Genomic DNA, 13675 nt, shown 5'->3' with positions numbered 1-13675 from the left:
TATTGTTGAGGAAACCCCGCACCGTTTGGTGCGGGGTTTCCTGCGTTTACGGCACGAAAATTGAGACGCGTTCGCTGTGGCCTGTGGCTACTGTGACCGCATGCAGCAGAAGATCCGGTCCATACGTTCCGATGAGTGGCTCGCGGTGAAGGCGCTGCGGCTTGCCTCGCTCCAGGACGAGGTCGCGCACCTCGCCTTCCTGGAGACCTATGAGGAAGCCGCCGCCAAGCCCGACTCGTTCTGGCAGGAGCGGGCCGCCGGAGCCGCCGAAGGGGCGCTCGGCGTACAGCAGTTCATCGCCGAGACCCCGGACGGGGGCTGGGTCGGCACCCTGACCGTGCTGATCGAAGAGGCCGGTACGACGGACTGGGCCGGGCACGCGGTCGAGCGGCGGCAGGCGCACGTCGTCGGGGTGTTCGTACGGCCCGAGCACCGCGGAACCGGGCTGATCAAGGCGCTGTTCGACGCCGGCCTGGAGTGGGCCTGGGGGCGCGGCGCCGAGCGCGTGCGACTCCTCGTGCACAAGGAGAACGGGCGGGCCGGCGCCGCCTACCGCAAGATGGGCTTCGTACCGAGCGGGGTCACCGTACGGCTGTCCGAGGACTCGCAGGAGTCCGAGCTGGAGCTGGTGATCGAGCGGAATCGAGCGGAACTGACCTGACTACACCGGGAGTTCATGGTGCGGCCAGCGGGTGCGGGCCTGTTCGCGGGAGCGGAGCAGGGCCAGAGTCGGCAGGCCGCGGTCCGCTCCCGTGGACAGGAGCTCCGGGAGCTGGGGGAGGGGAGCCACGGCCGCCACATCGTCCAGGACGAGCGTGAGTGGTGGGTCGAGGCGACCGGAGGATGACCGTTCGGCCATGCGGCGGCCGCGCTCGACCACGCTGGAGGCGAGGGCAGTCAACAGCGGCATGGCGCCGGGACGTTGTCTGGGGTCCTCGATGGGCTCGCCCACTACGTAAAGCGTGCCCCCTTCGTTGACGAAGGAATCCAAGGCAAGGCTGTCATTTCGATGGGGTGTGCATGCCTCGCGAATGTTCACCGTGGAGAGGGAGGCCAGCGCGCGGGCCGTCAACTCCTGGGCCATGTCACGGCGTTCGGGATGCGAGGTCAGCGCGGCCTCCAACTCGCCGGCCGTGCCGGACGACGCCTTGGGGTTCGTACGCAGAGCCCGTACCGCCTCCTGGATCTGGGTGCCCTGGGCCCAGCGGTGGAGGTGCCGGACGGTGCGGCCGTCTATCGCCGCGGCGTGCAGACAGCACCGCAGCAGGGTCTCCGCCACATCCGCGAGCGCCTCGTCGATGCGGGCCGTGGGGCGGACCGGGGCGAGCAGCGCGACGGCGCGTGCCGCCGCCGTGGCCTTGTCCTCGCAGCCGGCGGTCGGGACCCAGTGCAGCCGGGCCGGGGTGTCGCAGAGGTGGGAGGGGTCGTAGAGGAGGACGGGGCCGAGCTTGGCGCGGGCGTCCTTGGTCTCCGACCACAGGGCGGGGCTGGAGGTGACGACGAGCGCGGGTCCTTCCGCTTCCCGCACGGCCTGGGCGGCGATGGGGTGACGTACGTTTGGGGCGCCGAGGATGACCGAAGGAGCCGTCCGAAGCGCCGAGGAGGCCGTCTGGACGCTGCCTGTCTGCGCTGTCGCCGGGGCCGGCTGTGCTGTCTGTGGTTCCTCGGCGGACACGGCCGCGGGGGCGGCCGTCAGCGGTGCGGGCACGGCGGGAGCCTCGGTGGGTTCTGCTGCCGGGCGGGGGGTGGGCACCTGCTCGGTCACCGGGATCTCGCGCGTCACGGGCGTCTCCCGTGTCTCAGGGACCTCCTGCGTGCTCGACGGCGCGGTCGGCCGCTGCTCGGCCGCTCCGTGCCCCCGCTCCGGTCCCGGGCTCGCAGTCCTGCGGTGCGCGCGGACCGCCCGCCACCGTGTCACCGTGCCGATCGCGAATACGCTCAGCACGATGAGCACCATCAGCTCGCTGATGAACAGGCCCCAGAACAGCCCGTACCCGGAGAGCTGGTCGGCCGGGGTGTCCGGCCACGCGCCCGCGAGATCGTGGGGCTGGGCCAGCAGTTGCCGTATGGCCATCGGCGTACGGGTGAACCGGACGCCGTGCGGCCAGGCGCCCCGTGCGAACCAGCCCGCGATGCCGGTGGCGGTCCACACCATCAGTGTGACGCCGATCAGGAGGCCGAGCACGCCCACCAACAGCCCGTCGGGGACGCCTCCCTGCGCGCTCTGCCGCTGCCTGCCTGGTCTCATACGGGCCCGCCTGTTCCTATGCCACCGTCGACTCGGACGTGCCGTCCAGGTCGCTCAGCCGCTGTTCCATGAACGCCGCCGCACGCTCCTCCGCCTCCAACTCCGCGGCGCGCAGGGCGTCGTCCGTCAGGTCGCTCGACGACTCCGTCATCGCGCGGTCGGTGAAGACGAGCGGCCGTTCCATCTCCGTGATCAGGTGTTTGACCACCTGCACATTGCCGTTGACGTCCCAGACCGCGATACCGGGCGTCAGTGACGGGATGATCTCCACGGCCCAGCGGGGCAGGCCGAGGACCCGGCCCGTCGCGCGCGCCTCGTCCGCCTTCTGGGCGTAGATCGTCCTGGTGGAGGCCATCTTCAGGATCGCCGCCGCCTCCTTCGCCGCCGCCCCGTCCACCACGTCGCTCAGATGGTGCACGACCGCCACGAAGGACAGACCGAGCCGTCGGCCGAACTTCAGCAGCCGCTGGAACAGTTGGGCCACGAACGGGCTGTTGATGATGTGCCAGGCCTCTTCGACCAGGAAGATGCGCTTCTTGCGGTCGGGGCGGATCCAGGTGTGCTCCAGCCACACACCCACGATCGCCATCAGGATCGGCATGGCGATGGAGTTGCGGTCGATATGGGAGAGGTCGAACACGATCAGCGGGGCGTCCAGGTCGATACCGACCGTGGTGGGCCCGTCGAACATGCCCCGCAGGTCACCGTCGACCAGGCGGTCCAGGACCAGCGCCACGTCCAGGCCCCAGGCGCGTACGTCGTCCAGGGCGACGTTCATCGCCTCCGCCGACTCCGGTTCGGGATGGCGCAGTTGCTCCACGATGTCGGTCAGGACCGGCTGGCGCTCGACGATCGTCTCGTTGACGTAGGCGTGGGCGACCTTCAGGGCGAAGCCGGAGCGTTCGTCCAGGCCGTGGCCCATCGCGACCTCGATGATCGTGCGCAGCAGCGCGAGCTGGCCGGTCGTCGTGATCGACGGGTCGAGCGGGTTGAGCCTGATGCCGTGGTCGAGCGCCGCGGTCGGGTCGAGCCGGATGGGAGTGATCCCCAGCTCCTCCGCGATCAGGTTCCACTCGCCGACCCCGTCCTCGCCCTGCGCGTCGAGGACGACGACCTGGCGGTCACGGAAGCGCAGTTGGCGCAGGACGTACGTCTTCTCCAGCGCCGACTTGCCGTTGCCGGACTCACCGAGCACGAGCCAGTGCGGGGCCGGGAGCTGCTGGCCGTACAACTGGAAGGGGTCGTAGATATAGCCCTTCCCGGAGTACACCTCGCGGCCGATGATCACGCCGGAGTCGCCGAGGCCGGGCGCGGCCGTCGGCAGATAGACGGCCTGCGCCTGGCCCGTGGAGGTGCGGACGGGCAGCCGGGTCGTCTCGACCTTGCCGAAGAGGAAGGACGTGAAGGCGTCGGTCAGGACGGACAGCGGATCCCGCATCAGGCCTTACCTCCGAATGCCGGTGGCGAAGGGGAGCGTGTTGACGAAGGCCCGGTGGTGCTCGCGGTCGCACCACTCCAGCTTCAGATACGACTTGCCCGCCGAGGCGCGGATCGTGCGCTTGTCGCGGGCGAGGGCCTCCGGAGAGCGGGCGGAGACGGTGATGTAGCCGACGAGGTTGACGCCCGCGGCGCCGCTCGCGAGGTCCTCGCCGCGCTGGTCGAGGCGGGAGTTGGCGGCGAGGTCGCGGGGGTCGACGGTGCGGTTCATCTTGGCGGCGCGGCTGGCTTCGGCGTCGTCGTTGGTCTTCTCGGTCAGCATCCGCTCGATGGCGACCTCGGTGGGTTCGAGGTCCATGGTGACGGCGACCGTGCGGATGACGTCCGGGGTGTGGACGAGCAGGGGCGCGAGGAAGTTCACGCCGACCGGGGTCATCGGCCACTCCTTGATCCACGCGGTGGCGTGGCACCAGGGGGCGCGGGTCGAGGACTCGCGGGTCTTCGCCTGGAGGTAGGTGGGCTCCATGGCGTCCAGCTCGGCGGGCCAGGCGTTGCGCCGGGTCATCGCCTGGATGTGGTCGATGGGGTGGTCGGGGTCGTACATGGAGTGGATGAGGGAGGCGAGCCGGCCCTGTCCGAGCGGCTGCCGTACGCGGATGTCGGCTTCCTGGAGCCGTGAGCAGATGTCGGTCAGCTCGCGCGCCATGACGATGGCGAGGCCCGCGTCCCGGTCGAGCTTCCTGACACCCTGCGGCCGTGCGGCGCGCGCCATGGCCTGGGCCTCGGCGGCGAGGTCGCGGGTGTAGTGCATACAGGCGACGAGGTAGGCGCGGTGCTGCTCGCTACTGGTGGACACCATGGACTGGAGCTGGTCGTAGGACCGTTGCAGCCAGGCGGGGGAGCGCGCGTCGCCGCGCTGGACGACGTCCTTGGCGTGGGCGTCGGGGTCGGCGGGCAGGGTGCGGGCCAGCATCTGGAGGCGGGTGACGAAGCCGTCGCCGTTCGCGACGTGCTTGAGGAGCGTGCCGAAGCGGTCGACGAGCGCTTCCTGGTCCTCGCTGTCGCGCAGGCCGACGCCGGGGCCCTCGATCTCGATCGCGGCCGTGACGGTGCGCCGGTCGGCGTGCAGCAGGACGGCGATCTCGTCGGGGCCGAAGGGGGCGGCGAGCCAGGAGATCCGCCCGATGCCCGGGGGCGGTCCGATCTCGACCTCGCGTCCGTCGAGGTGGGTGCCCGCCTCGACGGCGCCCGACCGGTAGGTGGTGCCCTGGCGCAGGGTCCGCCGGTAACTGCGGTTGATCTCGTACCACTTGTAGAACGTGCGCTGCCGGTACGGGACGTAGACGGCGCCCAGCGCGAGCAGCGGGAGGCCCATCAGGAGCACGATGCGCAGCAAGAAGATCTGGACGAAGAGCCCGCACATCATGCCGGCGAACGCGCCCGCGATGATCAGCGCGATCTCGCCGGTCTCGCGGTTGCGGCCGACGATCGCGTTCGGCCGGGCACGCCCGATCAGATATGTCCGGCGGGGCGTGACCGCGGGGGACAGATGGGACTCGGTCGTCAACGCCCTTCACCTCCCGTGCGGTTGGTACTGCTGTTGCGGGTGTTGCTGGAGTGCGGGGAGTTGGCCGGGCTGGTGCGCGGCGGCGGGGGAGCGGCGGAGGGGGCTCCGCCGCCCTGGCCCCGGGTGCTGTGCGCGGCCACGCCGCCGGACATCTGGTTGGCGGGGCGTGCGGCTGCGCCGCCTGAGCCGCCCTGGCTGTCGGCGCGGCTGCTGTGGGTCTTGATGCCCTGGGCGACGAGGGTCGCCGGGGAGCTGATGACGGCCGCGGCCTTGCGCTCGGCGCCCTGCATGATGCGGTTGTTGCGGGAGGCGGCGATGTCGTCGCCGAAGCCGGGCACGAACCGGTAGATCATGGCGCTCGAGAAGATGGCGAGCAGGATGATGGCGAGCCCGGAGACGACGGCCGCGAGCGAGTCCGGGCCGGTGCCCGTGGCCAGGGCGCCGGCGAGGCCGAGCACGATGACGATCACCGGTTTGACCAGGATCACCGCGATCATGATGCCCGCCCAGCGGCGGACATGGCCCCAGAGGTTCTTGTCGACGAGGCCCGAGTAGACGACGACGCCGAGGAGGGCGCCGACGTACAGCAGGACGGCGCGCAGGAACAGCTCCAGGTACAGGACACCCGCGGCGACGATGGAGACGAGCGACACCAGGATCAGCATGATCGGGCCGCCGCCGATGTCCGTGCCCTTGCCGAGGGCGCCGGAGAACGCGCCGAAGAACGTGTCGGTCTGGTTGCCGGAGGCCTTGGCGAGGACCTCGCTGACGCTGTCGGTCGCCGAGACGACGGTGTAGAGGATCAGCGGGGTGAACGCGGAGGCGATGACGGTCAGCCAGAGGAACCCTATGGCCTCGGAGATCGCGGTGCCGAAGGGGACACCGCGGATGGCCCGCTTCGCGACGGCCAGCAGCCACAGCAGCAGGGTCAGGATGGCCGAGGCCGCGAAGACGATGGCGTACTGCTGAAGGAACTTGTGGTTGGTGAAGTCGACGCTCGCTGTCTCCTTGATGGCCTTGCTGAGCTGGTCGACGGTCCAGGAGGCGGCGTCGGCGAAGCCCTTGGCGAGCGAGGAGAGGGGGTCCTGAGGGGTGCTGGTGAGGTCGTTGGAGGGGGCGCCGCCCTTCGCGGGGGAGTTGCCCCTCTCGCAGTACTTCTTGGCGTCGCCGACGATGAGGTCGCAGGGGTTCTTGCTGGGCGACGGCGACGGCGATGGCGACCCGGACGGCGAGGACGTGGGTGTGGGGCTGGGATCGGCGACGGCACGGGTGGCCAGCAGCACGACCGATGCCTGTACGGCTGACACGACTCCGGCGAGTTTGAGCACGCGATGGCGGCTACCGGGCATACGTGAACCCTCCGTACTCTTCGGTGGCCTTGCGGATCTCGTCGGAGCCGGCGGCCCGGTCGTCACCGGGGACAGGGGCGGGGCCGTTCTTCTGTTCGTCGGAGACGATCTTCCAGTCACCGTTGGACCATTGCAGATCGAACGTCCACGTCTTCCAGGTCGAGGTGATGGGGTCGGTCGACTTCTCCCCGGACATGCCGATGAGCCCCAGGTACCAGACCGCGACCTTGGCACTGTCGGCCGAGTACCGCTGGACCGTGGTGCCCACGGGGACCACGCGGGAGACGAACGTGCTGCCCGTCGGGGCTTCGCCGTCGGCGTCGAGGCCCATCTTGCCGAGGAGATCGGCCGAGTAGGCCTGGTCCATCGGGCCCTGGAGCCGGGCTGCCGCGTCGGGGGTGTAGAGGCGCTTCAGAAGGGCATGCCGACTGTCCGTCTTGAACATGGCGTCAGAGCCCAGCGCCACTGCGTAGTTCGCAGCAGCGGACTGCGCCCCCTCCTCGTCATGGCCGAAGCCCGAGGGGATGCCCTGCGTCTTCGTGCGGACCGGGTGGGCGCCGGAGGCGGCTGTCGGGGCCGCGGCGGCCTTGTCGCCGTGGCGGTCGCCGCCCGGCGAGGAGCCACCGTCGCCGCGGTTCGCGAAGGCGATCGCCGCGATCAGCAGGACGACCACGCCGACGACCATGACCAGTCTCCGCGACGAGGACCGGCCCCGCCGGGCCCCGCCGTACACATCGCCGCCCCGCTCGGGCAGCCGGGTACGGGTCTGCCCGACCCCTCCGTACTCCCCGTCGCCCCCCTGGGAGGCACCGTCATCGAGACTCACGCCGAGCACGCCCCCTCGACCTCATAGCCACTCCGCACCTCGTGTCGGAACGCGTAGATGTACGACGGTAGCCGTGCTGGTAGCCGCGCGGGCGCGGTGTGGTGACTCGACATCAGGGAAACGCAACCTCAGCCGGTGGGCGCGACGGACGGATGGGTCGGGAGAGGAACCGGGCGCGCCCGGCCGGAGACTGACGGACTGCCAGGCGGGGCGTGGCGGTCCGGGGCGGGCCTAGATGGCCATGCCGTACACGATCGTGAACAGCGTGCCGAGCGAACCGATGATGAAGATTCCGGTCAGGCCCGCGATGATCAGCCCCTTGCCCTGTTCCGCGCTGAAGGTGTCGCGCAGGGCCGTCGCGCCGATGCGCTGCTTGGCGGCGCCCCAGATCGCGATCGCCAGGCAGAGGATGATGGCCACGGCCATCACCACCTCGACCATCACGCGTGCTTCGTTGCCCAGGCTGCCGAAGGGCCCCCAGTTCGGAGCGATACCGCCGATGATCGTGTTGATGTCGCCTTTTGCGGCCGCGAGCTCCATGTAAGTCACCGCCCCTGGTGGGTAGTTCTGTACCCCCTGCCACAGTTGCAGAGGTCAGGCTCATTCTCGCCGACAACGAGGCTGTCGTATGTCGACTTGGCGTCATTGAATTGGCCGATTTCGTATGGTCCCCCTGATCCCGATCCCCGCAGGACCCTCGCGGGGGCGTGGGACGGTATTCGAAGACACGTATGGTTACTCTGTGTATCTGTGTATCACGGCAGGTCACACCGGGCAATGACGCCTGAGCGGAACCCGTGGTGCGGTTCCGCTGTCGACCCCGTTCACGCCGCGGCGACCTCGATCGGCCCGCGGTGCCGCCTGCTCAACTTGCCGGTGCTGTATGGCTGTCACTCGTACGTCACCCGTACGAGCGGAAGGCTATCCCCGGTTCGCGGCGCCTGGCGCACAGGGTGGTGGCGCAACGGGGGACCGCCGGGTCGTCCGCGGGCGTCCCGTCCTCGGGCCCCGCTTCCCCGTGCGCGGGCGATGCCCCCGTGCGCGGGGCACGCCTCGCATCGAACATCCATGGATATGCCGCTTCCTCCCGATTTATCGTTTCTGCGAGTGAAGGCAGGGCCATCGCGGGAACCACTCATACAGAACAGATGTATGGAGGCGAGAGGAATGGCTCAGCAGAAGTCGTCGTCGGACCTTCCCGAGCCGCTGCGGACCATGGTCTCCGCGCTGCGCAGGGTGCCCGGTGCGGAGACCGTCGGCAGGGCCACCGAAGGTGCGCTGAACGCGGTCGGATCCGTGTCTCCGCGCGGGCGGCGGCTGGCCGTGTACACAGGCGCCGGGGTGCTCGGTGCCGTAGGCCTCGTGGAGTGGCCCGTCGCGGTCACCGGTGCGGCCGTGGCCTGGCTGACCCAGTCGCGGCCCGAGCAGTCGGAGCGGTCCGCGCAGGCGGACGGCTCCCGGAGCGCCCAGCGCTCGGCGTCCGGCGCGCGCAAGGCCGCCTCGGCTCGCAGCACCGCCTCCGGCCGCAGTGCCGCGAAGAGCGCAGCGAGGAGTGCCACGAGGAACGCCGCGAAGGCGGCGAAGGCCGCGAAGAGTGCTGACAGCGCCAGTACGACGCGGCACCGCCGTACCGCCGTCGCCAGCTGAGGGCGCGCGATGGGGCCAGGAGCGGGGGTGATGCTTCCCTCGACCGCCACCGGCCTCGTCCGGGCCGCCCCCGGGCGGCTGGTGCGCGGCGCCCCGGCCGCGGTGGGAGCGGCGGCAGGGGCCCTCACGGCGGCGGCGCGGGCCGGGGTCCGCGGCGCCGACAGCGCGGTACGGGTCGCCCGGGTGGTGCGCAACGCTCTGCCCGGCGACACCGGCCAGTGGCGGTCCGGTGCGAGGGCCCACCTGGCGCTGCGGCTCGCCGAACCCGGCCGCGCCGGGCGCGGGAACGCCGTACGACGCGTGGCACAGGCGTCCCGCAAGGTGGCCGAGGTGCTGGCCGAGCGGTCGGACGTGGTGTCCGCGTACTGGGACGGCGGGCTGACCCGGCTGGTGATCACGGCCACCGAGGCGGAGCTGACCGACCAGGTGGTGGAGCGCGCCACCGGCCTCGCCGGACGGTGGGGGCTCGCCGTCGCGGCCGACCCGGAGGAGGAGTTCTCCCACCCCGGCGACCCCGCCGCCGTACGGACCGCCGCGGCGGCGCTCGCGGCCGACGTCCTCGGCGCGGGCACCGCGATCGCCGGAGCCGTCCTGCGGCTGCCGCACACCCCGCGCGTCCTGACCGCGGTGGTGACCCTGCTGCGCGAGAACCCGCGCTTTCGCACCTGGCTCACCGGCCGCCTCGGCCGCTCCGGGATGGATCTGGCGCTCGGCCTCGCCAACGCGGCGGCGCACACCGCGGGCGGTACGCCGACCGCGCTGGTGCTCGACGGCGGGCTGCGCGCCTGCCAGTTGACCGAGCGGGTGGCGCGCGCGGTCGCGTTCGAGGCGACGCACGACCAGTGGTGCGGGCCCGAGCGGACCGGCGTGCCCGCCGATCACCATCCGCGCCCGCCGCTGCGCATCTCCCCGACCCAGGAGTACGCCGCCCACACCTCCGTCGGCAGCGTGCTCGCGGCGGTGGCGACGGAACTGGTCAAGCGTGACATCGAGGAGGCCGCGGAGGCGGTGCTCGCGGGCTCGCCCAAGGCCGCCCGCTACGGCCCCGCCGCCTTCCACTCCGTCCTGAGCGGCGCCCTGGCCAGGCAGGGCGTACTGGTCCGGGAGCCCGAACGGCTGCGCCACCTGGAACTGGCCGAGACGCTCGTCCTGCACCCCAGCGCGCTGCTGACCTCGGGCGGCGCGGACCCGTGGATCGAGGCCGTCCTGGACGCGGCGCGCCACGCCGGGCTGCGGGTGGTGATGGTCGACCATCCGGCGCTGGCTGACTTCACGGGGCTCGCCGACCGGGTCGTCGGCGGCGACCGGCCGCTGGACGAGGTGGTGGAGGAGCTGAGCGAGGGCGGCGAGGGCGGGACCGTCGTCACCGTCGCCCGGCCCGCCTCGGCCGAGCAGGACGAGGTGCTCGCCGGTCTGCTGGGCAGTGATGTCGCCCTCGCGCTCACGGACCGGGACGGGGTGGTCGTCTGGGGCGCGGATGTGCTCGCCCCGCACGGTCTGGCCGACGCCTGGCGGGTGTTGACCGCGATTCCGGCCGCGCGGAGGGTCGCCGGCCGGTCGCAGACGCTCGCCCGGTCCGGGGCGGCCCTGTCCGGGCTGCTGGTGGCCGTGCGCGGGGCCCGTCCCTCGCCCCGCTGGCCCCTGCCCGGACTGCGGCACATCCCGGTCGACGCGGCCACGGCCGCCGCCCTGCTGATGGGCGTACGGGCGGCGCTCCGCGTGGCCGCGGCCCCGCCTCCGCAGCCGCGCCCGCGGATCGCCTGGCACGAGCTGGAGCCCGAGGAGGTCCAGGAGCGGCTGGAGCGGCAGCCCGAACCGGAGGCCGAGCGCGCGAGCGACCGGGCGCGGAGCATGGCGCGGGCCCTGGCCCGGCACCCCTGGCTGCGGCCCGCGAGCGGCCCGGTGCGCTGGACGGTGCGGCTGGCCCGCGCCGTCCGCAGAGAACTCGACGATCCGCTCACCCCGGTGCTGGCGGTCGGCTCGGCCGCGTCGGCGATCCTCGGCTCCGCCGCGGACGCGCTGCTGGTCGTCGGCGCACTCGATCTGAACGCCCTGGTCGGCGGCGTCCAGCGGCTGCGGGCGGAGCGGGCGCTGTCCGGGCTGGTGGCCGAGCAGAAGCGCAAGGCCCGCCTGCGGCAGCGGCGAGGGGCGCACCGGCCCCGCAGACGGGGCGCGCGGACGGTGGACGCCGCCGAGCTGCGCCCGGGGGACATCATCGAGCTCGAGGGCGACGACGTCGTACCGGCCGACGCGCGGCTGCTGTGGGAGGACGGCCTGGAGATCGACGAGTCCGCGCTGACCGGGGAGTCCCTGCCCGCCGACAAGCAGACCGACTCGACCCCGCGCGCCGCCGTCGCCGACCGCCGCTGCATGGTCTTCGAGGGCACCACCGTGGTGGCCGGGCGCGCCCGCGCGGTCGTGGTGGAGGCCGGCGACCGCACCGAGGCGGCCCGTGCCGTCTCCCTCGCCGCCCGCAAGCCCGCGGCAGCCGGGGTGCAGGCCAGGCTCCAGGAACTCACCCGCAAGGCACTGCCGTTGACGCTCGCGGGCGGGGCCGCGGTGACCGGCCTGTCCCTGCTGCACGGCACACCGATCCGGCGGGCGGTCAGCGGCGGGGTGTCGGTGGCCGTCGCCGCCGTTCCCGAGGGGCTGCCGCTGGTGGCGACGGTGGCCCAGCTCGCCGCCGCCCGGCGGCTGAGCAGACAGGGCGTCCTGGTCCGTACCCCGCGCACGCTGGAGGCGCTCGGCCGGATGGACACGCTCTGCTTCGACAAGACCGGCACGCTCACCGAGAACCGGCTGCGGGTGGTGCGGGCCGCGGACGCCGACGGCGCCGTACGGGCGGCCGATCACCCCGGATCGGCGCGGACCCTGTGCGTCGCCGCGCGTGCCTGCCCACGCCTGACCGGCGAGGAGGACGGCAGGCCGGCTCACGCCACCGACGAGGCCGTCCTGGACGCGGCCGGGTCCGATCCGCACTGGACGCAGACCGAGGGGCGCCCCTTCGAGGCCGGTCGCGGGTACGCCGCCGCGGTGGGGCGGCCCGACGACAGCGACGACGGCACCCGGGTGCTCGTGGTCAAGGGCGCCCCCGAGATCGTGCTGCCCGCCTGCGCCGGGCTGCCGGACCGGGTCTTCGCCGCGGCTCAGGCGCTGGCCGGCGCGGGGCTGCGCGTGCTGGCGGTGGCCGAGCGCCCGCTGACCGGGGACGAGAACGACGAGGAGGTGCTGGAGCAGGCCCTCGCGGGGCTCCGGTGCACCGGACTGCTGGCCCTGTCGGACGTGCCCCGGGAGACGTCCACCGCCCTCGTCCAGGGCCTGCGGCGCATCGGCGTACGGCCCGTCATGCTCACCGGCGACCATCCGCAGACCGCGCGGGCGATCGCCGTGGAACTGGGCTGGCCCGGGGACACGGCCGTGGTCACCGGTGACGAACTGGCCGCCGCGGACCGGGCGGCACGGGCCCGGATGCTGCGGGACGCGGACGTCGTGGCCCGGGTCGCGCCCGAGCAGAAGCTCCAGGTGATCGAGGCGCTGCGGGACGCGGGCCGGGTCGTCGGGATGGTGGGCGACGGCGCCAACGACGCCGCGGCCATCCGCGCCGCCGACGTCGGCGTGGGCATCAGCGCCCGCGGCTCGGCCGCCGCCCGCAACGCCGCCGACCTCGTCCTCGTCGACTCCGATCTGACCGTGCTGATCGAGACGGTGGCCGAGGGCCGCGCGCTCTGGCACGGCGTCGCCGACGCCATCGCCATCCTCATCGGCGGCAACGCGGGCGAGGTCGGCTTCGGCATCCTCGGCGGGCTGCTGTGGGGCGCGTCCCCGCTCTCCACCCGCCAGATGCTGCTGGTCAACCTGTTCACGGACCTGTTCCCGGCGGTCGCGGTGGCGGTGACCCCCGACCGGGAGCGGCGGAACGGGGCCGAGCCCGGGAGCGAGCCGGGCGGACGGCTGCTCACCTCTCTCCTCGGGCCCGCGCTGATCCGGCAGATCCGCCACCGCGCCCTGGCCACCTGCCTGGGCGCGAGCGTGGCCTGGCTGATCGGCCGCTTCACCCCGGGCACCGCCCGCCGCGCCACCACGATGGCCCTGTGCGCGCTCGTGGGCACCCAGCTCGCCCAGACCATGGCCGACCGCCGGGACAGCCTGCTGGTGCGGGCCACGGCCCTCGGTTCGGCCGCGGCACTCGTCGCCCTGGTGCAGACCCCGGGCGTCAGCCAGGCCCTCGGCTGCACCCCGCTCGGCCCGGTCGCCTGGGCGGGCGTGGTGGCGGCCATCGCGGTCGCCGTGGCCGGGCACCGGACGCTGCCGGGGGTGGAGCGGGCCGTCCTGCGGTGGTGGCGCTCCTCCGAGAGCGCCCCGCCCGAGACACCGGCGGGCAACGCGGCGCGGTCCGTCTCGGAGGCGGCACGGTCGGTCTCCCACCTGGCGCGCAACGCCTCGGACATCCTGCGCAAGGCCTCCAGCGCCGGTCCGCCGCCCACCGCCGAGCCCACGGACGACAGGTGAGGAGCCCGCGCAGCCGCGGCCCGAGGCCGCCCCGGACGGGCCGGTGGCCGTCGGGCGCCCCCGAAAGGGGGGAAGCAGCCGTGGGCCGAATG

The 13675-nt window shown here is 72.8% G+C and carries 9 protein-coding genes; 3 read left to right on the top strand and 6 right to left on the bottom strand.

All coding sequences use genetic code 11. The features are described from left to right. Positions 1-100: 100 nt before the first annotated feature. Positions 101-661 (top strand): GNAT family N-acetyltransferase, encoded by a 561-nt coding sequence (locus NGF19_RS26115; RefSeq protein ID WP_252427945.1) that lies wholly within the window; start codon positions 101-103, stop codon positions 659-661. On the opposite strand, the gene NGF19_RS26110 is transcribed toward NGF19_RS26115, so the two are convergent. The 6 genes from NGF19_RS26110 to NGF19_RS26085 all read right to left on the bottom strand — a co-directional run bounded on the left by NGF19_RS26110 (position 662) and on the right by NGF19_RS26085 (position 7967). Further along, positions 662-2248 (bottom strand): TraM recognition domain-containing protein, encoded by a 1587-nt coding sequence (locus NGF19_RS26110; RefSeq protein ID WP_252427943.1) that lies wholly within the window; start codon positions 2246-2248, stop codon positions 662-664. It lies immediately after the preceding gene. Positions 2249-2264: 16 nt separating this feature from the next. Beyond that, the gene (locus NGF19_RS26105) at positions 2265-3686 is read right to left on the bottom strand and encodes an ATP-binding protein (protein WP_252427941.1); all 1422 of its coding nucleotides are present in this window, start codon (positions 3684-3686) and stop codon (positions 2265-2267) included. A gap of 6 nt (positions 3687-3692) precedes the next feature. Continuing rightward, positions 3693-5252 (bottom strand): SCO6880 family protein, encoded by a 1560-nt coding sequence (locus NGF19_RS26100; RefSeq protein ID WP_252427939.1) that lies wholly within the window; start codon positions 5250-5252, stop codon positions 3693-3695. Then, positions 5249-6601, bottom strand: a complete 1353-nt coding sequence (locus NGF19_RS26095) for a hypothetical protein (protein WP_252427937.1) — start codon at positions 6599-6601, stop codon at positions 5249-5251. The genes NGF19_RS26100 and NGF19_RS26095 overlap by 4 nt, the downstream gene beginning before the upstream one ends. After that, positions 6591-7427, bottom strand: a complete 837-nt coding sequence (locus NGF19_RS26090) for a DUF8175 domain-containg protein (protein ID WP_252427935.1) — start codon at positions 7425-7427, stop codon at positions 6591-6593. Before NGF19_RS26090 ends, NGF19_RS26095 begins: the two co-directional genes overlap by 11 nt. Before the next feature lie 231 nt (positions 7428-7658). Beyond that, on the bottom strand, positions 7659-7967 hold the full coding sequence (locus tag NGF19_RS26085) for a DUF8827 family protein (protein WP_252427934.1): 309 nt from the start codon (positions 7965-7967) through the stop codon (positions 7659-7661). A gap of 627 nt (positions 7968-8594) precedes the next feature. Between NGF19_RS26085 and NGF19_RS26080 the strand changes: the two genes are divergently transcribed. Together NGF19_RS26080 and NGF19_RS26075 are read left to right on the top strand one after the other, a co-directional pair. Next, positions 8595-9074 carry a hypothetical protein gene (locus NGF19_RS26080; RefSeq protein ID WP_252427932.1) on the top strand — a complete coding sequence of 160 codons (480 nt, stop codon included), beginning with the start codon at positions 8595-8597 and terminating at the stop codon, positions 9072-9074. Positions 9075-9083: 9 nt separating this feature from the next. Further along, entirely contained in the window at positions 9084-13583 is a 4500-nt protein-coding gene (locus NGF19_RS26075) for a cation-translocating P-type ATPase (RefSeq protein ID WP_372505863.1), read from the top strand. The last annotated feature ends 92 nt before the right edge of the window (positions 13584-13675 follow it).

Source organism: Streptomyces macrolidinus (genome assembly GCF_023887685.1).
Taxonomy (GTDB): domain Bacteria; phylum Actinomycetota; class Actinomycetes; order Streptomycetales; family Streptomycetaceae; genus Streptomyces; species Streptomyces macrolidinus.
The sequence above is the reverse complement of the archived record's forward strand: the minus strand, read 5'-3'. Positions and strand labels throughout refer to the sequence as shown.